Origin of the sequence: Sodalis sp. (in: enterobacteria), assembly GCF_036327475.1 — a bacterium.
Classification (GTDB): domain Bacteria; phylum Pseudomonadota; class Gammaproteobacteria; order Enterobacterales; family Enterobacteriaceae.
This window is the reverse complement of sequence record NZ_CP132913.1, coordinates 1,804,557-1,824,618: the sequence shown is the minus strand read 5'-3', so window position 1 is coordinate 1,824,618 and position 20,062 is coordinate 1,804,557. Positions and strand designations below refer to the sequence as shown.

Below are 20,062 nucleotides of genomic sequence, written 5' to 3'. Positions count from 1 at the left end.
CCTGCAGCAGGCCCCCTAACAAACATATTTAAAACTTAGTTAATAAGGGCTCCTGATAGCATGCCTTATTATTCAGCTTCCACGAAGCTTTCTTCATCCTGTTCCGCTAGATCCTGAAAACGACCTTCTCGCACGGTAGTCGCAACAGCGGTCAGGTACAGGTTGATGGCGCGGATGGCGTCGTCATTACCAGGGATAATGAAGTCTATGCCGTCCGGATCGGAGTTGGTGTCAACGATAGCGAAAACCGGAATGCCCAGATTATTGGCTTCTTTGATAGCGATGTGTTCGTGTTTCGCATCGATAACAAACAGCGCGTCTGGCAGACCACCCATATCTTTGATACCGCCCAAGCTGTTTTCCAGCTTGTCCAGTTCACGAGTGCGTATCAGCGTCTCTTTCTTGGTCAGTTTCTCGAAAGTACCGTCCTGAGACTGGGCTTCCAGATCTTTTAAGCGCTTGATGGACTGACGAACCGTTTTCCAGTTGGTCAACATCCCACCTAGCCAGCGATGGTTGACGAAGAATTGATCGCAGCTGTTGGCTGCTTCTTTTATCACTTCGCTTGCGGCGCGCTTGGTGCCGACAAACAGGATCTTACCTTTACGCAAGGCGATTTTGTTCAGCTCGACCAAAGCCTCGTTGAACATCGGTACAGTTTGTTCCAGGTTAATGATGTGAACTTTGTTACGGGCGCCAAAGATGAAAGGCTTCATTTTCGGGTTCCAGTAACGGGTTTGGTGACCGAAATGGACACCAGCCTGGAGCATGTCACGCATGGAAACAGTCGCCATGTTAAACCTTAAGTAAGTTTGGAATTATGCCTCCGCGTATCCCACACGGCCGACCCCGGCCTTGCGGTCAGAGCACCCCGGCGCATGTGCCAACACGTGTGTAATAACACAATTGAGTTCCGTTGTGACGAACAGCGCATGGCTAAACCCTGGCACTCATCGTCGGTGCGCTTTATACCATAAACCACGCACGGACTCCACCAAATGTTTTCCTCGCGCGGCGTGAAAAATGATAATTTGGTAGTGCTGAGCCGTACTGATACCATTAATGCCACTCTCTAATCTACCATACATTATTTTGTCGGCCCTAGCGCCGACTGTGGATCTCTACATGACCATTCCTATTAAAACATCAGACGACATCGCCAAGATGCGCGTTGCCGGCCGGCTGGCCGCCGAGGTGCTGGAAATGATTGAACCTTATATTAAATCCGGCGTAAGCACTGGCGAACTGGATCGTTTATGCCACCAGCATATTACCGAAAAGCAGCATGCCGTGTCCGCGTCACTCGGCTACCATGATTTTCCGAAATCGGTCTGCATTTCGGTGAATGAAGTGGTGTGCCATGGCATTCCGAGCGATGAGAAAAAACTCAAAGAGGGAGACATTCTGAATATTGACGTCACGGTCATTAAAGACAGGTTTCACGGCGATACCTCGAAGATGTTTATCGTCGGCAAACCGACCATTCTCGGCGAACGGCTGTGCCGGATAACGAAAGAGAGCCTTTATCTGGCTATACACATGGTCCGGCCTGGCATCCGTCTACGCACCCTCGGCAAAGCGATTCAACAATTCGTCGAGGCTGAAAGCTTCTCGGTGGTACGCGAGTATTGCGGCCACGGCATCGGCGAAGGATTTCACGAAGAGCCGCAGGTACTACATTATGACGCCGACGACGACGGCGTGGTATTGCAACCGGGTATGGCGTTAACCATTGAGCCCATGGTCAACGCCGGCGACTACCGTATCCGCACCATGAAAGACGGTTGGACGGTTAAAACAAAGGATCGCAGCCTGTCTGCGCAGTACGAGCATACGGTCGTGGTGACCGATGACGGCTGCGAAATCATGACGCTGCGTACCGATGACTCGCTGCCGACAGTGATCCACCACCCGACCTGATACCGCTTACAGCCCTCGGTCCCATGCTGGACGGTAGCAAGCGTTAATTCCGCACCAGCCCGGCAAGACCGCTTTCGCGTCAGGCTGCTGCACTATGCATGGCGACCCGATGCTGGACTAGATCCTTCAGTATACCAGCCTGCCGGCGCCGCGCCGACCACCGGTTACACCGCCCTTTCACCTGGCCGGTGACGCCCTCAACCATCCCTTCAAAAGAGCTGGACGAGTTTTACCGCCGGCTGGCTGTTGTCTTCGATGCGGGCGAGACGCCGGAAGGTGGATGCCCGTACGCTGTATATCGATTAGTTATTATGGCAGTTGTGGTATTACCACGGGTTTACCCATGCGCTTCGCGCCGCGTTGGTGGCGGTGGGGGAGGATACGGCTGCGACGAACTGCATCCGCTGTCTGATACCGATGTGCTGGTTTTGAACCAGGTGACGCTGGACGCCGCCGTTGCAATAGCATATTAGCGACTGCTGACGCCGTTGTGGGATTTAAAGCCGGAGGTTAGCCACAGCGTACGCAGTATCGCCGAGTGTTTGGAAGAGGGTTGCGCCGATCTCAGCGTGACAGGCCTGATTGAGTCACGTTTAATCTGCGGCGATTTGGTGCTGTTTCTTACCCCGCAAAGCAGATACTTAGCGATGACTTTTGGTCTTCGCGGACATTTTTCCTCGCTAAATTGGCGGAACGGCAGGAACGTCATTTGCGCTATCACGGTACCCGCTACAATCTGGAGCCGGACATCAAAAGCAGTTCCGGCAATCTGCGGGATATCCATACGCTGCTTTGGGTCGCGCACCGCCATTTCAGCGCCACCTCAATAGAGGTGGGCTTCGGCTTCATTACCCGTGCCGAGCTGGATGAACTCATCGTGTGCCAAATCTTTCTCTAGCGCAACTGTTGCCCTACCAAGGAGAAGGGAACCTGCCGGTTGAGTGGATAATGAAAGATTTCTTTCACTAGTCGCGTCAGCGAGCCGAATCAAATGCTACTGCAGCTGTTTGATGAAGCTATCCTGGCGCTGGCGCTCAATGAAAAGCCGCAGCGCTAGGCGACGAGTTTCAGTTGCGCGGCAATCTCATTGATTTACGCGACGAGCTACTATTCAGTCGACAACCGCGGACTATTGTGCGCCTGTTCTGTCAGATGGTGCATAATCAACATATTGGAAGGGATCTATCGGCCATCCTGCGCCAGCTTCGCTATTCACGGCGTTATCTGAAGGCGCCGCCATGCACGATCCCGTAGGCACGCGCCGTTCATGCAGATTTTACATCAATCTAGCACGGTGAAACACGCCATTCTGCCGATGCATCGACACAGTGTGCTGTGGACCTATATGCCGCAGTGGAGTAATATCGTCGTCAGATATAATTTGAACATGCCATTCGGGTATGGCTGAAGCGGGAAAGTTTCGCTGACGACAGCTAGAGGCCGTACCTCCGCTGTGCGTGGAGCTGTTTCCGCACCTGGGCCAGCGAACTTATTGCTGGTGGCGGTGCTATTCCGCCAAGGGGGTGGCGGCGATCATTCCCAGTTCGGCGTCCAGGACGCACTGGAGTGACGCTACACGATTTACCCACCGCGACTGGTACATTGCGCCGACGAAATGCAAAGCGAGAGCCACCTGCACTATTTGCTATGCCTGACAGTGGCGGATATTTGCGCTACCAACGAAACGCTACGGAACAGTTGGAATAAGGCTTGCTGCGCGAGCTGTTTTCACTACCGAAAAGCAGTTGCGTTGCGGTATGCATGTCTGCCGGATGTTCGGGCGCGGAGCGGCACAAACCATCTACGCATGGAAGGGATCGGCGAACACCACCTGCAGGCAATAGCCGGTGCCACGCCGGCTATTGCCTGCGCCATACCCCAATCAGTTAGCCTGGCATGCGCGCCATCATGCGCGCCATATGGTACTGCGCGGCCGCGACGAACCGCCGGTGCTGATCGCCGTAATCTGAGCGTGCACGACGCGCAGATTTTCACCAACCAGGACGGTATGGCGATGGATACCTTTGTAGTTGTCGAGCCGGACGGTAGCCTGCTGTCGCCGGACAGGCATCCCGTCACCCGCCAGGCGCTGCTGCAATTCCATAGCCCGCGGATTACCGTCATCCGCGGGTGCGCCGCCCCAAAGCTACGTCGTTTCAGTATTGATACCTCGGTAATGTTTTTACCATCAACGACTGAGCAACGAAGTTATTTTGAGCTGACGGCGCTCGACAAGCCTGGACTATTGCTCGTGTCAGCAAGGCTTTCATCGGCGAGTGGGTGGAGGATGTATTTATTCTATCGGGCGGCATTACGGCGGCGCTTGATAGAGGCGCTCAATCTAAACGATAAAATATGATACAAGTAACGTTATAAATTTCCATTAAGCCGACAGACAGGATACGACGGAATGCAGTCATTACAGCAGATTCTTGAAGCCGCCTTTGAACAACGCGCCGCCATCACGCCGGCTAATGTCGATGACATCACCCGTGACGCGATTAATCAAATTATCGCTTCCCTCGACAGCGGCGCGCTGCGCGTAGCGGAAAAAATCAATGGCGAATGGGTGACCCATCAATGGCTGAAAAAAGCGGTACTGCTCTCGTTTCGCATCGCCGACAATCAGCTGATCGAGGGTGGCGAAACGCGCTTTTTCGATAAAGTGCCGATGAAGTTCGCCGGCTGGGACAGTGAGCGCTTCCAGCGCGAAGGGCTCCGCGTGGTGCCGCCGGCTAGCGTGCGCCAGGGCGCCTATATCGCCCGTAATACGGTACTAATGCCCTCTTATGTCAATATCGGCGCTTATGTGGACGAAGGCACCATGGTAGACACCTGGGCTACCGTTGGCTCCTGCGCGCAAATCGGCAAAAATGTCCATCTGTCCGGCGGTGTCGGTATCGGTGGCGTGCTAGAACCGCTGCAGGCCAATCCGACCATTATCGAGGACAACTGTTTTATCGGCGCCCGTTCAGAAGTCGTCGAAGGAGTGATCGTCGAGAAGGGCTCGGTCATTTCCATGGGAGTATTTATCGGCCAGAGCACAAAAATCTTCGATCCTGAAACCGGCGAAGTGCATTACGGCCGCGTACCGGCAGGGTCGGTAGTGGTGTCCGGTAATTTGCCCTCCAAAGACGGAGGCTATAGCCTCTATTGCACGGTGATTATAAAAAAAGTCGACGACAAAACCCGCGGGAAAGTGGGCATCAATGAGTTATTACGCACCATCGACTAATATTATCCACGGCGTCAGCGCTCGCGCCCGGTCAGTGCGGTGACAAATCCGGCCGTAAGTCACGGCTTATGGCGCCGTCATGCGCCATCATTTTACCTAATACTGCACATCATCAGTGGACGTGACAATGCGCGATAATCTGAAAAACCTTGGCGTTTAATCATCCGGACGATATCGATCGCTACAGCCTGGCGCCAGGAGGCCAATAACAATATTCTCAAGGTTTATTTTCACCTTGACAAAGGCTAATTTTTCGCCAAAAGCGTTGAATTCAAATACCCCGTCAACGTAAGACCACGCTGTCGGATAATGCGGCGGAAGGCTATAGGGAAATCAACGAATCACCCCCAACCTGCGCCATGTGATCGATGAGCTGGATCAAATCTGCCTGCGCGATCAAACCGAGGCGTGTGTAAAGTACAAAATTTTTGATAACTTACGCCATCTGGAAAGCATTGTTGCCAATAAAATCTCCGAGATCGAAGTGGATCTGGAAAAATTGGCCAGGCAGAAACAATCGCGCGACCGCGCAAAGACCGAAGACAACTACGTCTTAGCCATGCCCACCACGACCGACTCCACGTCTGGCGGGGTGGGCATGGTGGCGTTCAGGCCGCGAGCGCGGCGGCAACCGACCCGCCCAGAGAAGACGCGGCGACGGCTAACCCATCCGGCTAACACCTGCAGCGGGACGGGCATTCCGCCGATTAGCGCGCAACGGCAGCCTAGTAGGCCGCACGCTGCGCCTTGATTATAATAGAACGCCCCACTGCGCTGCCCAGCGGCATGCCGGTATTTCCGGCTTGGGATACTTCATGGCATCGATTTCCAGTAGATCACCGACCAGCGTAGCCCCTTGCTCCTGCAATAACACGTCGAAAGCGTGCCCCGCGCCGCAAAAGGTATCATAACTGCTGTCGCCCAGCGCGATAACGCCATAGCGTAGCGCCGACTGATGCCCCAGTTTATCTTTTACCTGCTGGAACAGCGGTAGGATATTACCCGGTAGCCCCCCTTGTCCGGTGGTGGAGGTGATGATGAGGATTACCCGTTCAGCATACACCTGCCATTGCTCTAAGTTACCGTCCTCGAACAAGGTTACCTGATGCCCCTGCTCTGTTAGCACCGACTCCACCTCCTCAGCGGTTAACAGGGCATTACCGTAAACCGTACCGACAAAAATACCTATTTGCGCCATGGCGCTCGACTCCCCTGGCCTACTACGCTTGATGAAGGACCTTATCCTGACCTGAAGGCCCAGTAAACTCAACCCTTTCATATGCAGGGAAAAGGCTGTGCTAGCCGAATCGCCGCATGGCGGCACGGCTGGTGTTTGCGTCCGGTCAGGTGAGAGAAGGCCATCAGGCTGTAGCGGTTACTGGGAAACGGCCAACGTCAACCTGCATCCCCCACCCGCGCCAATGCGTGATAACGGCTCTGCACCGACTGTGGCGCTTTCTCGGGATCGGCGATTTTATCCAGTTTTGGTGCAACGCATAGTCGATAAACCCTTGTGCCAACCTGCAGGTCACGTCACCTGACAACGCCAGCAATAGGACGCCGGAGGTCGGGAGATCCAATCGGTGCATCGTGAACACGTGCTACCTCAGCATGTCGCGTACCGTTTGCATGACTACCGCTTTTCCTTGCAGCCAGCCAACTGAGGTGTACTAGCGCCTGCCGGTTTATTGACCAGCACCAGGTATTGACCCTGTAACATAGTTCAATCATGCGCTTCATCACCAAGCAGGCTTCCAACTGGCGTAATTGCTGCAACAACGCCTGTGCTTCGGGCAGCGCCTCTCAAAATAGGGCGCCAAGGCGAAGCGTGGCGGTAATGGCGCGTCACGATCCAGGAGCGCACGTACACGCGGCAGCAAGATCCACTGTCCTGTCAATGCAGATGGCAATGGCTATACCCTTCCGAAGGCCGCGCGCGTCTACGGCTGTGGCTGCCGAATTGCGGTGTCGCGCATGGCCTGCTTGATATCGAGCAGGCGCTGACGAACCTATTGATCTAACGTCGTCTGATCCTCCTGCGCCGCGCGACACATCGGCATCGTCCATGCAAACCACAAACCCTCACGCGAAGCGGTGCGCGATCGTCTCACCGAGAATCTCTCCCGCTGCGCCGACAGCGAAGTAGTGGTTACGCTGCGCGCGCTCGACGAGTTTACCGGCAGCCCACTGCTGAGTTTGACGGCGAGTGTATCGACAATCAACCTATCCGTATCGACGATTATACCTTTAACAACCGCTGGCTTGAGAGTAACGTCAGCGGACCCTATGAGAGGAAACACTGGTTAGCCATCTACTGAAATCCAATTGTCTTATCACCCATCAGCCTGACTGGGGATCGGTGCAAATCCGCTACCGGAGTGCGCATCGATCTCGAGGCACCATTGTACTATCTCGGTCCTTCCGTCAGCATAACGCGTTCCATGATCAGTGCGTGGAGCGCATCCTCTTACGATCTGATGCAATTTGCCACCAGGATGCCCTATCGGTGTATGTGCGCTATACCCGCCGCAGTGAATTGAATGTTAATCTCTGGCGTAGTAATACGCATTTTCGGCAACCGGGCAGCTTGCACGGCAATAATGCATTGCGGCATGCAATTACCCCGCTCCCAGCGGTGATGGCGGTAAAACTGCCCTACCGGCCTTACTATTTAGCAAGAACAGGTCTGACGGGCATTGGATCACTGTGCCAGGGGTTATGCGCCGCCGGTTCCCCAGCGCCAGGCCAGAATTGGATTCTCATTTTGTTGTATATACCAGCATGACAAGGAGTTATTGTGATTACGCATGTCAGCCCGCTGGTCTCCATGGATTTATTGTTACAACTCAAAGTGGACATGCTCAAACGTACCGCTAGCAGCGAGATCTCTACCGGCTGTTTTGCAACTGTTCGCTGGCGGTGCTCAATCCTGGATCCAGATCGACAGTAGCAAAGAGCGAATTGGAACTTGTAAACCCGCCGAAAGAAGCGTTTGTCGATGGCCGCATCATTCGCTCGCTGCAGACAAACCTGTTTGCTGCATTGCGAGATATCCTGTTTGTTAGCAACCAAATCGCCCGCACTTGGCGACATCAGCACCTCAATCGGGCCAACGTCTCCCATATCACCATCTGGTATTTCCATCCTGCGCATCCATCTTGCGCAACGCCGCGCGCTGCACGTGAGCAAATATGACTGTCTGCGAGAGCGGGCATTCCATCAACGAAAAAAGTCGCTATGCCCGCGCCGTCAGCAATCAGCTTGGCCTGCGCGAGCTCAACATTTGCACCGACTACTGGCCTGGCGCGATGGAAGCCCCATGCAGGGTGCCGTGGTTGGCCACGTAAGCAACGCTATAAAGAGTGGCGGTTTATCGAGATGACCGCGCTCTGTATTATCGCCGCCGAACCACCCAACAGCCTGGTGAATGAGCTAGTGATCATGTCGGATATTGAAAACACTTCGAAACTTTCGTGTGCCTTGGCCACGGCACCATCATTTTTGCGTCGGCACCCCAGAAGAGTTCCTGTATTTGCTTGGCATCATGATGGATCCGGAAAATACCGATCAGGTGCTGCTGATGCTTACCGGACAGGAGGAGAGTGCCGACTATTTCCGCGTGATGGAGAAGTTATCGTTAGCGCGCTCGGCCACAGGCCCGCCGTTATTATTCCATAATCATCGATGATATCGCTGAAGTTGCTCGCTGGATGAAAAGGCAATGCCGGAGGTCCAAGAAACCGCCGCCGCAGCGGCGATGCTTACGGCTTCAACTGGTCGTCGCGCATCGCTCATGATTTGCAGCATCCCTTCGAAGCCCAGCCATGAAATATGGCAAACCTCAATCTGTATTGCGAACAGCCGGCCGAACGCCTGGCGGCCGCGCTGCACCGTGCCCTCTCCGGCATTGTCGCCGGCAACGTAAAGGAGTATGACATCACGCTATCGAGCAGTAATGGACCTTACCAACGGCATAGCCATCTGGAAATCATGCGGCATGCATATGGGTACGCTACTGTAGGATTTCGTTACCCAGCACCGGATGAAGTTGTCCGGCCACGCCACCTCCCTTGCTGCAAAATCCGTATTTAACGCTCGCTCACCGGCGCCGACTTTACGCTGGCACCAGCGCCTGCACCGCGTGCTGAGCCGCTTGTCCTTCCTAATGGTAATCAGGACACCACTCCATGTCAGTGCATGTGTTGATAGTTGACGCGCTGAATCTTATCCGCCGCATTCATACGGTACAGGGGGTCCCGCCTTGCCGCCTGCGGACACGCCATGCTCAAGTTTATTCTGCATCGTCACCTCATCCGGCGCGGTGGCGGTGTTTGACAATGATGAGCATCACGAAAGCTGTCGCTATCAGCAATTCCGCAATATCAAAGCGGACGCGCGCCGACGCTGGAAGATCTGCGGGCGCAGATGCTGGCCATTCGCGCCGAATGTAACCGCGAGTCCGTCGCTTGCTGGCACACCAGCGGCTATGAGGCGACGATATTGTCTCGATGCTGGCGTTCAAGGTGGCGGCGGGCGGCAATCAGGTGACACTGATTTCCACCGATAAGGACTATTACCAATTGCTTCTCTGTCGATACAAATTCGGGACTACCTTCAAAAGCGCTGGCTGGATGATATGGCCATTAGGCCGCAGCAGTTGACCATTTTAGGGTTAGCGAGAATCAGCAGCAATAAAACTCGGACGTTGCCGGAAAAGCGTCGCACAGCTGATAACGAGGCAGGCTGCTGGACGCCCTGTACCAGCGGCTTGAGCGATTGCCGTAAAATGGCGTTACAAACCGGAACGTGACCATGATCTGGCGTTTCTCTATTGTCAGGCGGCTACGCTGGATACCACCGTGATTCTACAGAGAAATTTACAACAGTTGCGGTTACGTTAAAAGTGCTACAGGAGCGGAGCTAGGGTGACCCCTGTTGAGCATAGCTGCAAGAGCGACATCAGCCGCCGTCTGAATATAGCCAAGGAGCTTTCCTTATCCGCCATTCCAGAATAGCAGCAGCGCCCCGTCAGAACGGTGCCAAGTGAGAGAAATGTGACGCCAGCTCCGCCGTCAAACCGAGCAACAGCAGTAGAAAGGCGGTGGTGAGCAAACGTAAAGCTCTTTCTGCCGGCGTCCCCTAACATTTTCCAGCCACTATGCGTCACGCTGTTCCGCCACCAAGGAGGACACAAAAACGCCATCGTGGTAACATTTAGCATGTGCGTGGGCGCGAGTAACAGCGCGCCCACGCACATCAGTCTTGCCCTATCAACGCTTGACAGCGGCGGCTCTGCGACGGGTGACGTGCAACTTGTATTTGTGACGTGAAGTACACCTCCAGACTTGCAAACGGCACCGGCCCACTTGCTTGGCCAAACTTTGCCACGGCCATCGGCGGCCGGCCAGCCGCCTACGTCGGCAAATTGGATACTGCACCGTAACTATCTTGCGATCAATGGACGGCTATCTGCCTATAATGACCGCTCCGCTGCCACGTTTACTGTTTTATTCACCGCTGGCATGATAGGTCGCAGTGCTGGCGGGTGCTACGTACCTGAACGGTAAGGGTATTCCTCTGGCGCGTTGGGATCGCGCTGCGTTGCCGGCGACGGTGATGAGCACCATCCCTCCAACACGCGTGACCGGCGTCGTCGCCGTAACGGCGCAAACGCCTCAGATCGACAACATCCTGCGCAATTACCACATTGGCGGCGTCATTCTGTTTGCCAATAACCTGGATTCGCTGTCTAACCGGGCAAATCGGCGCCGTTCCCAGACCCACAGCATCGGTTTACTGATCAGTACCGACAGAGGGCGCAATGTTTTCGCCTGTCATGCGGCGACTACACTGCGTTTGCGGGCAATATAGCGTCGGGGCGCGCTGTACGAAGGCCACGGAGAAAGCGCGCTTCCTTAACTTGTAGGGCAAAATCATGGCGCAATAACTTGGGTCTTAACCTCATTTGGGCGATTGCCCGGCACAGGTCGACAGACTGACCCGCCAGATGATTAAAGGCAGTGCGCAAATAGTCACCTGCTACAAACACTTTCCAAGTCATGGCAATGCCCGTACCGATTCACACCTGAATTTACCGCGGGTGGACCGCAACCGGGAGCTGGAGTACGCCGTTAATCTAGCGCCCTATTAAGGAAGATAAACCTCACGAGCGTATCGACGATGTCGTCTCGCAGGTGCATGGTCAGATAGACAGCGAAGGGATCGATGTCTTTGTCGATGTCTCTGTAGCACGGACCTAGCGCTCAAACAGAGTGCCCAAACAGGCAAAACATCCTGCAGGCGGCTCTCGCCGAGACCGGCAAGACCGAGCGTCGCCTGGCGAAAGAGGTGGAAAACGCTATTGCCGAACAATCGATTACGCTATTGGCAGTAGGGGCAGCGTCAGGAAATCGATCGCTATGGTATCGTGATTATCGGCAGTCAGGCAATCGGTGTCAGCTCGGTGGAAAACAACGACCAGGCCAGTGTAACGAACCGTACTGGCGATACGGCGCATATTGCTGCCATTATCGATTATCCACCGCCAGCAGAAGAAAACCTGCTTCTTTACGGTCCGTAAACGGCGTACGTCACGGCGAATCGCTAATGTCGACCTCAGGGGGCGATATATCCGCTATTCACGCTCAGTCTCAACGGCTGAGACGCAACGGTACGCGGCTTTAACGCTACGGCCGCCCTTAGCGCTCATCGCACCGTCGGACGTGCGCCGTGACTTTCTCTCAATCGTGGTACAGCTACTTGGCGGCGTGTACTTCCGCATACACCCGTTCACAGCCAACTGGTCGCAGAGTAGGCGTAATTCTGGTTGACCTCTTCGTAGTGCTTTTTATCGGCAGCTGCAGGTTGAAAATCGCCACGCAACACCCCCTCACCAACTAATCTGCAGCTAATTGCCCACGCGCGACGGCTTCTCCGCCATATCGCACATCATTCAGTACACATTAATTGCGCGTCGGCTCGAAGAAAAATCCGTTGGCGCGTTGGTGCTGATAGGTCCAACTGTCGGGATAAATACCCAAATCCACCGCGTACATACCCGCTGCCGAGACGCTCGTCCTGCTCATCCGCCGAAAACCGCCGACGGAAATCGCAGCCTGGGAATGCCTATGTGGAAGGGGGAATGGATTATGCCGATAGGCGTAGCGCACGTGGCGGCATCACCAGATGCGATAAACAGCATATAGATAGCCTGCTGCGAGGTGCGTTCATCCTCTCCACGAAGGATGTGTTGCGCGCGCAGGGCAGACAGAATTTCATCAGCTCTTCGCTTTCATTGGCATCGTGGACTTGACCCGCAGCCCCACCTCGGTGACGGCGTCCGTCAGCATATCAGCATACCCACTATCGGCGAATGCGATCGTCGGTAGGCAAATCGTGCGGCAGGTCGCCCGCTAGCATCATCTGATACGCAAAATCACACTGCGTAGCGGTAAGGTGCGGATCAATCGAGCCACCTCTTCATGCTGGTAACAGACAAAGACCACGTAGCCGCTATTTTCCTTCATGCGCACAATGCTATAGAGCTCCCGTTCAGCGGCCTTCTCGATAATTTCAACGGCACACCCTTTCTCAAAGTCGTGGCGGCAATACAAATAAATAACGTTATTCACAGTGTTCCGCCTTTTCAGGCGCAGCGCACCAATCAGCAGCACCCAGCCCGCCAGGAAGCGTCACCACCGATGGCGGTGATATACACCCACGTGCGCAGGTGCGACAGCAGCACGAGACAGTATAAACTGCCGAAAAACAGCACGATACCGAAGCCAGCAGCACGCCGCTTCAATAAAACCACAGGTTCGGATTGCGCATCATCGCCGTGCTGAGAGCCATAATTGCCAGCGCATAAAAGGCCTGATACTCCAAACCGGTTCTTAACCAGGCCATTTCCAGCTCCACAAGCGACAGACGCAGGTCATGGGCGGCGAAAGCGCCAATAGCCACGAATAAGAATCTACTCAGGGTGGCGAAAATCAGCACTCCACGACTATGCATGTTTCTCAATTCCGATAATTATTGATGCAGTGTGTCATGCAGTGATGCCATGAGCAGGCAGCGTCGCGCCGTAACGAAAGCGGAACGTCTCTTGTTCGCTGGCCGAGCACACCCAGATCTATTGACGAAAGGCGGCGATTTTGCCCAGCGTTTTTGCTTTCTAGTACCTCATTGAACTGGCACGCTAGCCGCCCATCTCAATTTCCGTTGGCGCTATGACGTTATTGGCCAGCGCCACCAACCATGGATCGCAGCCTGCAGGACCATGGCGCTGTGGCTGAAAATCGGTCCCTGCTGCACATTGAGCTGATTTACATCCAATTGCCGGCTGTAGGCCAGCCACTTCCGACGCGAGGCGTCATGTAAGAGGGCATGATAGATTAAATCCGCTGGCGTTTTCAGCGGATGGACGCCGGTCAATAGTACGGGCACGCAAACCGGCAACAGGTATTCGGCATACAACATTTTTACCCGCAACCCGGGCCAATTGCAGCGGCCATAGAAAATAGCCACGTCCAGGCCCTCCGCCAGCTCGTCCTCTTCACGATCCATTGCCTGCAGAACATCAATGCCTAGCCAGGTGGCATTAAAGCTCGACAGCTGCGGTACCAACCACTGCATGGCAAGGCTCGGAAGCAGGCTGACCGTAAGAGCGCCCTTGGCGCTGCGCGATTGCAATTTGCGCGTTGCTTCCGCCAACGCGGAGAAAATCTCTTTGATGTCCAGGTAATAGCTTTGGCCTTCTTCGGTCAGCAGCAGCGAACGATTGCGGCGGCGGAACAATTTTAGGCCAAAAAAGTCTTCCAGCGATTTGATTTGGTGGCTGACAGCGGCCTGTGTGACGAACAACTCGTCCGCTGCTTTGGTAAAGCTCAGGTGGCGCGCCGCCGCGTCGAACACCCGCAGGGCATTAAGCGGGGGAAGTCGTTTGGACATAGGCAAGCGCTTTTCTGGACTAAGAATCATGAGTAGGGCCAACATAGGCATTTTTATTTTTATTCGAGTTATTATAATTTGTCCGTTGGTGATGCGCCAGCAAATACCTATAGTTGTGGCCATTCGCAAGCCTTAACACAAGGTACGTTGGAATATAATGTTTTCAAAGCGCTTTTGGCAAGTGATCTGATGTTGTGTTTGCAGATTGGGACGCGAATGCGTGCCGCTTAACGTTTAAATCCGTTTTAGGATACCTTTTCAGCCATCAGTACGTTGCTAATAGAAAGCGCGTGGCCCATTAGAAAGCGCGTGGCCCATTCAGGCGCTCAACGTAAAGGCGTAAGGCACGGGCGGTAATGACTGCGACTGTTTTCTTCATTGAGCAGAGTAGATTGCTATATTAAATTAATCCGTTATTCGCTTTGGATATTAATATTACCCGATAGTCACAAGCATAACTGGTTTTCACGATATTCCCATAAAATGATAGGCAATTAAGCAACTTAGCCAGAGTGCGCCGGTGGTTGTCCTCATAGGAGTTCCGTGACATAGTTTGACATTAAAGCTTTCTGCCAGCATTTTCGGCCATCTCGACCGGAGAGGCCTATTTGGATAGCACGCCCGCCGACCTGAAGCTGTTGCCGGTATTAGCGGAAACCGAAAATTTCTATCACCTGGCACAGGGCAATGTTTACCGCAGCAGCTACCGTCAGGCGCAATCGTTAACCGGCCGTTGCGAGTTGGCACGTCAGCATATGCCCCGCTGGCTAGGCGCATCGCGGGCGTAAGATGTTATCTGGACGCGCGGCCACACCGGGTCGCTCAATCTGGTCACCCAACAGACGGTTGCCAGGATTTGCAAGATTTATCGCCCAGGTGTGGCGGATACCGGCGGTGGTGGTCGACAGCGCGCAGGGACAGTACACGGCAGACCGGATGTTGCGGCGCTGAATATCGACTTTTGCGCTTTCTCCGGCCATACACTGTATGGCGTGCTGTATGGTAAAACCGATCTGCTGGCGACGATGCCTCTGTGGTAGGGCAGCGGAAAATGCTCAGCACTGTGTCGTTCGACGAGGTGGTCACCACGCCGCCGTACTGTTTTGCGGGTACATCGAATATCGCCGGGATTGTCGGTTTGGACGCTGCGCTTAGCTGCTGTCACGACTCCGCACTTTCCGCTGTCCGGGATCGCCCCTGCGACTTTCGCCTTCGAAAGTATACATCATCAAGCTATCGCCCAGCCGCTGATGGCTGCCCTGGGCTTCCCCGGTACAATGCGTGCCTCTTTCACCCTTTATATAAAACGCCTTCGCGGAAGTGGATCGGCTGGTATAAGCGACCGCCGCCGCTATGGCCAGTTTCAGCAAACAACAAAGCCAACTACAAAAGAGGCGTTACCCCTTAACGACCCGACCTCTTCGACACAGACATTACTGCTATTGAACTGGGCCCGGCGCTTTATCGATTGTTGACAGCGGAAGGATAGACTGCGACATTGCCGACGCTGCCGGATAGCCTGAAGATCCCCGCGACAATCCTCGTATGCCGATAGCGACGGCCACATCGCCAAAGGTCTGCCAGCCATTGTCTGAGGCTGTGGAGGGCAAAGAACGCGCTTGAGCTGCGCCACACAGATCCGCTGGCATTGTTTCGTTATCTTGGGCTGGAGCGCCCATATCGCCACCGGTGGCTGACGACCGCCCAGGTGCTGCCGGCGCGGTCCGCGGTCGCACGCTCCCGAGCTTGAACACGCTACACTCTTTGTCGTCACAACCGGTCCGCTCTGGGTCACAGTGCAATCTCTAGACGGCGGTCGGCACGGCGTACTGCTGCCGTGCTTTGGCAAGCATTTTCAGCGCGTGCTCAACGGCAACACAGCAAAAGGTTGCGGTCACTATGGTCGCGGCACCAAAACCCGATGCGCAGTCTATGTGCTTAGTCACTTCCGCCGTGGCGGGGGACGAGCAGACTGAACCGTAGGCTGAGGATAGACCAATTATTCTCTGGAAAAACGCAATCAATGCTCAACTTGCTTTTATTGTTCTGCACCACCTGAAACCAAAGCTTCAAACGTTCGCGGACCTTGGCCGCCAACGGATCTTGGGTGGTTTTCGCCAGATCTGTTACCTGAATACGGGCGTGATCGGTCTAGCCGCCGGCGCCGCCGGCGCAAACCACCAGTGTTTGTAGCGACTACAGTACGCCAACAGCGCCGCTTTGGCCTGCACGCTATCGATAGCATCAATGACATAGTCAAATCGCTGTTCAACCTCATCGCCACGTTATCGGCGGTGACAAAATCATCGATAGCGGTTACCAGGCATGCGGGATTAATGGCCGCGATACGCGCAGCCATCACCGAAATTTTTGGCTACCCACGCGATCGCGCAGGGCGTGAATTTGCCGGTTGGCATTGGTGACGCCATCATCCATATCAATCAAGGTTATCGCGCCGATATTGGTTCTGGCTAGCGCTTCCGCTGCCCAGGATCCGACCCCACTCATACCGATCACGCAGACGTGGGCGACGGCGAATACTGCCAGCGCACCCTGGCCATACAGCCGAGCAGTGCCGCCAAAGCGCTGCAACCAGGCGCTTGATATATTCATGCTGTTTATGCTGCAATTAACAGAAGACCCACACGCCGCTTGATGAACGGATGGAGCCTCTGACGGCGGTCCAGTTGTCGTAAATCACCTGCGGAATATTGGGCGCCAGTCGCGCGGCAGGCTGGGCACCTGTTAAACCGCCTGAACTGCCGCCCATCAGACCACAAGAGGTACCGCCTATTACACGCCTCCTCCCTGTACCAACGGCTTGGCTGCCACCGTTATTATAAGCACCCAGACCCGGCCATGATGGTTATAATGGCCGGCGTGGTATCCCGCTTGCGAGCCAATCTCTTGATACATATCGAAATGCTGGCCTTTAATCGCACCGTCGACATCCAAGGCCACCATCAAATGGAGCTCATATTTTCCCGTGAATTTATCTCTATGTGTCCATCAGCGGGACTTCCGCCAAGATCGTGGTACCGGTGTGGATAGGCGAACGGTCGGAGGCCACGGCCGATTTCGCCACCAGCGGCACGGCGCTGCCCCTTCACCGGCATAAAAGGAGCCGGCTTAAAGAACACACATGATGGATTTTGCTTAAGCAGCTTGCATACTTCAGCTTAAGCCCAGTAGCGTATCGTTTGCATCGACTGCTGCGGTAGGTGTGACCATTTTACCAGAGTAGGAAAAACATCAGCGGCCCGGCCGGCGTCGTAACCCATGCAGTCGCTGTCCTGGACTGCCATCATGAAACTATTCATCAGCGAATTGGTCCAGGAGATAGGCAGACCACTGTTCAGCGCGCCGCTGTAAATAGCTGCGCGGTCCAACAGGCGGTGATCTTACCGCGCGGCGGCATGCGGTACAGCGGATAACGGAACTCGCCCTGTGGCGAGTAGTGCGCCTGCACTACCGGGGTGTAATAACCAGCAAACTGCACATTGCCGTAATTATCCGCACCTTACATTTAATAAGTTTTGATGCCGAACTGGCTTAATTTACTGCTATCCAGCCGCTGGGCGAAGGTCGGCGGCTGGATAGCAGTAAATTGGTCTGATTGCGTTAAAATAAGGCGGCGGCATATTGGATTCAAGCACCTGTCAGCATAGTCCTCGGCGTTAATCGGCTTGCTACGGGCCTTGGGCGCGTTGACCAGCGTCAGCGGCTGGGTAAGTTCACCATCTTTGTACTGCTGCCTGCGATCGTCGGGTCAGGATTGGCGCCCGGCAAAATGGCGACAATAACACCGCTAATCACATGGGTTTACCCGCTGTTTACTCATAATGTTCTCGCGCCGTTTAATTTTAACGGCTAACGATATATCAAATGATTTGTTAGCATAAGTAGTGCAACGGGGTGAAATTGAAAATATCAGGAGAATATGGGCTATTAGTAAAAACGGACTACATCATAATCGCTACAGCGTATAGCGTGTATCCACGGACGCGGAGTGGAGCAATCTAGTGGCTCGTCTGGCTCATGATCAGAAGGCCGTCGATTTAAATCCGGCCCCGCAACCAATTCGCCCGTGGTCAATAACGCTTTATCGTTTTGTTCATTTCTCTCATGATGCAAAGCAATAAAGCGTTTTTTCATCTCTCGATCGCGTGGGTGATGGCGTATCCCGGCGCCGCGCCCCGCGTCGGCAAAATGTGCTACCTCTGCCATTAGGAGGTATGTTGGCGTGAGTCACTCTCCTGCTATAACGCCGCAACCGCGCCCACCTGCGAATACTCTTGTTGGCGAATCAACGGTCATAGCGATCCTGTTGGCGGATATGCCGCGTCATTACCATTTGCAGTCGCTCTCCGTCGGCATGGCGCCCGCATCGATCATCGCATCGTGCTTGCGGGCGGAAATGGACCATCAGTCGCTTTTGTGTCAGTCGGTCCAGGGCGCGACGTACTTCCGGTCGGCCGCAGCGATAACGCTGTTCTAGATAGATTTGTTTCAACCAAGTGCCTGGTCCCAGTAGGCTAGTCTGGATATCGTGCAGGATCAATTCGGTGATCTTATCAGTCATTATCATCGCTGACGATGCCGGTCTTTTCTGCTTAGGCATAAAGGATTTTCACGGTTATTGGCTCATTGTGCCACCACGCCGCGCCTATTGCACCTTTATCGCCAACGCGGTGGTCATCGCTTTCTCTTACTTGATGGGCTATTGGTGGGCGCGGCTAAATATTCAACAATCAAACCAGGAGACGTAAATTGCTACCAATTTTGGTAAACAGTTTGTAACTACGTCATGCCTACTTCCGTCAACAGCCTGCTAGGTGACGTTCGATCCAAGCCTCACACGGGCATAGCTAGAGGCGGGCCGAACGCGCACCGCCACAATAGTCATGATGACAGTGAAGCTAACAGGTAGCGGTCACGCCCTATAATAAATATCGGCGTGCGCGGTGTGTTCTGAGTCAAGTATAGCGCTCCGCTGGTAACAGTGTTTTATCTGAAAAACCAATCGTTTATCGTTAACGGCGGAAACTTTACCCCAACAGCCGACCGTCGTCATCCAGAAAAAGCCAGACATGGGCGGTGCAAAGTGGACTACTGTAAATCGAGACTTACCAAGCGAGGGTTAAGAGAGTAAAATGCATAAAATCAGAATAATAATTCACAGAGGGTAAAAATTTCGCCAATATTGTTAATACGCTAATCTGGCGGTACATCATCTTGAGCCAATTTACAACAAACATACCCACATAACCGACACCTCATCCTCGAACGGGTGAAGCAAGCTGCCGGCCAGCTACAGTTGGATATCACCGCGCCCAATTGAAGCGATTCACCGCCAGTTGGACGGCGACGCTGTTCCCCAACGACGCTTCTGGCGGAACAGCCGGAAGCGCGCGGCGATTACCATTCCAGCATTGCTTTCTGCAGTGTACTGTAAAGCCTGTCGTAGCGACGTGCCACTGCCATCTTAATTGGCTATCAAGAAGATGGCGCGCTGGTGCAAGAGCTTTTCCTCACGACGGGCACGCAAATTATAAAGCGCTGAGCAAGGGGTCGGGCCACGATTAACGATATCGGCGGCATGCTGGCGCTCATTCGTCCGCTGGAACAGTGGGGGTTTGGTGCGCTGCTCTCGCGAGCAGTTGCAACATGACCATCGTCTGCGCGGCGTTTTATCCCTTTTTCGATCAGCAGATGGGGAAAAGGCCTGCGTGGCTGTACATCTCGATTATCACAGTCACGCGGTGAAATGCTGTTGACGTGCATCTGCAACAGGCGCTACAAGTGGGGCCGAAGAAACTGTTTGTGCTCACTATCCGCAGAATCTCCTGGTTTCAAGAACGCGGTTTCACCCATGGAAGTGGACATACTGTCGAACCCGAAAAGACGCTGTATAATCACCAGCACCGGTCTAAAATTCCGGTGGACGACCTTGAGACG

Annotated in this window: 15 protein-coding genes, 1 tRNA gene and 9 pseudogenes; 15 read left to right on the top strand and 10 right to left on the bottom strand. The window is 54.2% G+C overall.

The window, feature by feature from the left end; translation table 11 throughout:
• Positions 1-68: 68 nt before the first annotated feature.
• A complete protein-coding gene (rpsB, locus tag GPOALKHO_RS09805) occupies positions 69-794 on the bottom strand; it encodes a 30S ribosomal protein S2 (RefSeq protein ID WP_406702351.1) in 726 nt (241 codons plus the stop codon).
• Positions 795-1,125: 331 nt separating this feature from the next.
• Here rpsB and map point away from each other — a divergent pair, with 331 nt between their 5' ends.
• The 5 genes and pseudogenes from map to GPOALKHO_RS09780 all read left to right on the top strand — a co-directional run.
• Positions 1,126-1,920, top strand: a complete 795-nt coding sequence (gene map / locus GPOALKHO_RS09800) for a type I methionyl aminopeptidase (protein WP_406702349.1) — start codon at positions 1,126-1,128, stop codon at positions 1,918-1,920.
• 188 nt (positions 1,921-2,108) lie between these two features.
• A pseudogene (locus tag GPOALKHO_RS09795) lies at positions 2,109-3,487 on the top strand ([protein-PII] uridylyltransferase); the annotation flags it as partial.
• 240 nt (positions 3,488-3,727) lie between these two features.
• Complete coding sequence (locus GPOALKHO_RS09790; protein WP_406702348.1) at positions 3,728-4,279, top strand: hypothetical protein; 552 nt, start codon at positions 3,728-3,730, stop codon at positions 4,277-4,279.
• Positions 4,280-4,330: 51 nt separating this feature from the next.
• Positions 4,331-5,155: a 2,3,4,5-tetrahydropyridine-2,6-dicarboxylate N-succinyltransferase gene (gene dapD, locus GPOALKHO_RS09785; RefSeq protein WP_406702346.1), complete on the top strand. Its 825-nt coding sequence runs from the start codon at positions 4,331-4,333 to the stop codon at positions 5,153-5,155.
• A gap of 127 nt (positions 5,156-5,282) precedes the next feature.
• Positions 5,283-5,669: pseudogene (locus GPOALKHO_RS09780) on the top strand (DUF3461 family protein); the annotation flags it as partial.
• A 237-nt stretch (positions 5,670-5,906) separates the two neighbouring features.
• Here the strand turns inward: GPOALKHO_RS09780 and GPOALKHO_RS09775 are convergent.
• Both GPOALKHO_RS09775 and GPOALKHO_RS09770 read right to left on the bottom strand, forming a co-directional pair.
• Positions 5,907-6,353: a flavodoxin gene (locus GPOALKHO_RS09775; protein ID WP_406702345.1), complete on the bottom strand. Its 447-nt coding sequence runs from the start codon at positions 6,351-6,353 to the stop codon at positions 5,907-5,909.
• A gap of 541 nt (positions 6,354-6,894) precedes the next feature.
• Positions 6,895-7,035, bottom strand: a complete 141-nt coding sequence (locus GPOALKHO_RS09770) for a hypothetical protein (protein ID WP_406702344.1) — start codon at positions 7,033-7,035, stop codon at positions 6,895-6,897.
• A gap of 479 nt (positions 7,036-7,514) precedes the next feature.
• Between GPOALKHO_RS09770 and GPOALKHO_RS09765 the strand changes: the two genes are divergently transcribed.
• From GPOALKHO_RS09765 to GPOALKHO_RS09740, 6 genes and pseudogenes are all read left to right on the top strand, one after another.
• Positions 7,515-7,940: a hypothetical protein gene (locus GPOALKHO_RS09765; protein WP_406702343.1), complete on the top strand. Its 426-nt coding sequence runs from the start codon at positions 7,515-7,517 to the stop codon at positions 7,938-7,940.
• 12 nt (positions 7,941-7,952) lie between these two features.
• A pseudogene (locus GPOALKHO_RS09760) lies at positions 7,953-9,368 on the top strand (pyrimidine/purine nucleotide monophosphate nucleosidase domain-containing protein).
• Positions 9,343-10,056 (top strand): annotated as a pseudogene (locus GPOALKHO_RS09755) (flap endonuclease Xni). The pseudogenes GPOALKHO_RS09760 and GPOALKHO_RS09755 overlap by 26 nt, the downstream one beginning before the upstream one ends.
• 634 nt (positions 10,057-10,690) lie before the next feature.
• Positions 10,691-11,026 carry a hypothetical protein gene (locus GPOALKHO_RS09750; protein ID WP_406702341.1) on the top strand — a complete coding sequence of 112 codons (336 nt, stop codon included), beginning with the start codon at positions 10,691-10,693 and terminating at the stop codon, positions 11,024-11,026.
• Between the two features lie 94 nt (positions 11,027-11,120).
• Positions 11,121-11,306 (top strand): glycoside hydrolase family 3 N-terminal domain-containing protein, encoded by a 186-nt coding sequence (locus GPOALKHO_RS09745; protein ID WP_406702339.1) that lies wholly within the window; start codon positions 11,121-11,123, stop codon positions 11,304-11,306.
• A 276-nt stretch (positions 11,307-11,582) separates the two neighbouring features.
• Positions 11,583-11,735: a hypothetical protein gene (locus GPOALKHO_RS09740; protein ID WP_406702337.1), complete on the top strand. Its 153-nt coding sequence runs from the start codon at positions 11,583-11,585 to the stop codon at positions 11,733-11,735.
• 382 nt (positions 11,736-12,117) lie between these two features.
• On the opposite strand, the gene GPOALKHO_RS09735 is transcribed toward GPOALKHO_RS09740, so the two are convergent.
• From GPOALKHO_RS09735 to GPOALKHO_RS09720, 4 genes and pseudogenes are all read right to left on the bottom strand, one after another.
• The gene (locus GPOALKHO_RS09735; RefSeq protein ID WP_406702336.1) at positions 12,118-12,240 is read right to left on the bottom strand and encodes a hypothetical protein; all 123 of its coding nucleotides are present in this window, start codon (positions 12,238-12,240) and stop codon (positions 12,118-12,120) included.
• A gap of 333 nt (positions 12,241-12,573) precedes the next feature.
• Entirely contained in the window at positions 12,574-12,786 is a 213-nt protein-coding gene (locus tag GPOALKHO_RS09730) for a hypothetical protein (protein ID WP_406703486.1), read from the bottom strand.
• A gap of 6 nt (positions 12,787-12,792) precedes the next feature.
• Positions 12,793-13,168 (bottom strand): annotated as a pseudogene (locus tag GPOALKHO_RS09725) (DUF423 domain-containing protein); the annotation flags it as partial.
• Positions 13,169-13,286: 118 nt separating this feature from the next.
• Positions 13,287-14,104: pseudogene (locus tag GPOALKHO_RS09720) on the bottom strand (transcriptional regulator GcvA).
• A 608-nt stretch (positions 14,105-14,712) separates the two neighbouring features.
• On the opposite strand from GPOALKHO_RS09720, the gene GPOALKHO_RS09715 reads away from it, so the two are divergent.
• Together GPOALKHO_RS09715 and GPOALKHO_RS09710 are read left to right on the top strand one after the other, a co-directional pair.
• Positions 14,713-14,892, top strand: a complete 180-nt coding sequence (locus GPOALKHO_RS09715) for a hypothetical protein (RefSeq protein ID WP_406702334.1) — start codon at positions 14,713-14,715, stop codon at positions 14,890-14,892.
• 90 nt (positions 14,893-14,982) lie between these two features.
• A complete protein-coding gene (locus GPOALKHO_RS09710; protein ID WP_406702333.1) occupies positions 14,983-15,144 on the top strand; it encodes an aminotransferase class V-fold PLP-dependent enzyme in 162 nt (53 codons plus the stop codon).
• 765 nt (positions 15,145-15,909) lie between these two features.
• Here the strand turns inward: GPOALKHO_RS09710 and tcdA are convergent.
• A pseudogene (gene tcdA, locus GPOALKHO_RS09705) lies at positions 15,910-16,717 on the bottom strand (tRNA cyclic N6-threonylcarbamoyladenosine(37) synthase TcdA).
• A gap of 16 nt (positions 16,718-16,733) precedes the next feature.
• Positions 16,734-17,867, bottom strand: a pseudogene (locus tag GPOALKHO_RS09700) (3D domain-containing protein); the annotation flags it as partial.
• A gap of 240 nt (positions 17,868-18,107) precedes the next feature.
• Here GPOALKHO_RS09700 and GPOALKHO_RS09695 point away from each other — a divergent pair.
• Positions 18,108-18,183: transfer RNA gene (locus GPOALKHO_RS09695), tRNA-Met, on the top strand.
• Positions 18,184-18,410: 227 nt separating this feature from the next.
• On the opposite strand, the gene GPOALKHO_RS09690 is transcribed toward GPOALKHO_RS09695, so the two are convergent.
• A complete protein-coding gene (locus GPOALKHO_RS09690; RefSeq protein ID WP_406702332.1) occupies positions 18,411-18,686 on the bottom strand; it encodes a hypothetical protein in 276 nt (91 codons plus the stop codon).
• An 813-nt stretch (positions 18,687-19,499) separates the two neighbouring features.
• Between GPOALKHO_RS09690 and GPOALKHO_RS09685 the strand changes: the two are divergent.
• A pseudogene (locus GPOALKHO_RS09685) lies at positions 19,500-20,056 on the top strand (amino-acid N-acetyltransferase); the annotation flags it as partial.
• Positions 20,057-20,062 lie beyond the last annotated feature (6 nt).

Coding starts and splice junctions, on each gene's coding strand:
- GPOALKHO_RS09690 (WP_406702332.1), bottom strand. CDS start 18,686: ATGACTGATAAGATCACCGAATTGATCCTGCACGATATCCAGACTAGC.
- rpsB (WP_406702351.1), bottom strand. CDS start 794: ATGGCGACTGTTTCCATGCGTGACATGCTCCAGGCTGGTGTCCATTTC.
- GPOALKHO_RS09775 (WP_406702345.1), bottom strand. CDS start 6,353: ATGGCGCAAATAGGTATTTTTGTCGGTACGGTTTACGGTAATGCCCTG.
- dapD (WP_406702346.1), top strand. CDS start 4,331: ATGCAGTCATTACAGCAGATTCTTGAAGCCGCCTTTGAACAACGCGCC.
- GPOALKHO_RS09735 (WP_406702336.1), bottom strand. CDS start 12,240: ATGAGCAGGACGAGCGTCTCGGCAGCGGGTATGTACGCGGTGGATTTG.
- map (WP_406702349.1), top strand. CDS start 1,126: ATGACCATTCCTATTAAAACATCAGACGACATCGCCAAGATGCGCGTT.
- GPOALKHO_RS09790 (WP_406702348.1), top strand. CDS start 3,728: ATGGAAGGGATCGGCGAACACCACCTGCAGGCAATAGCCGGTGCCACG.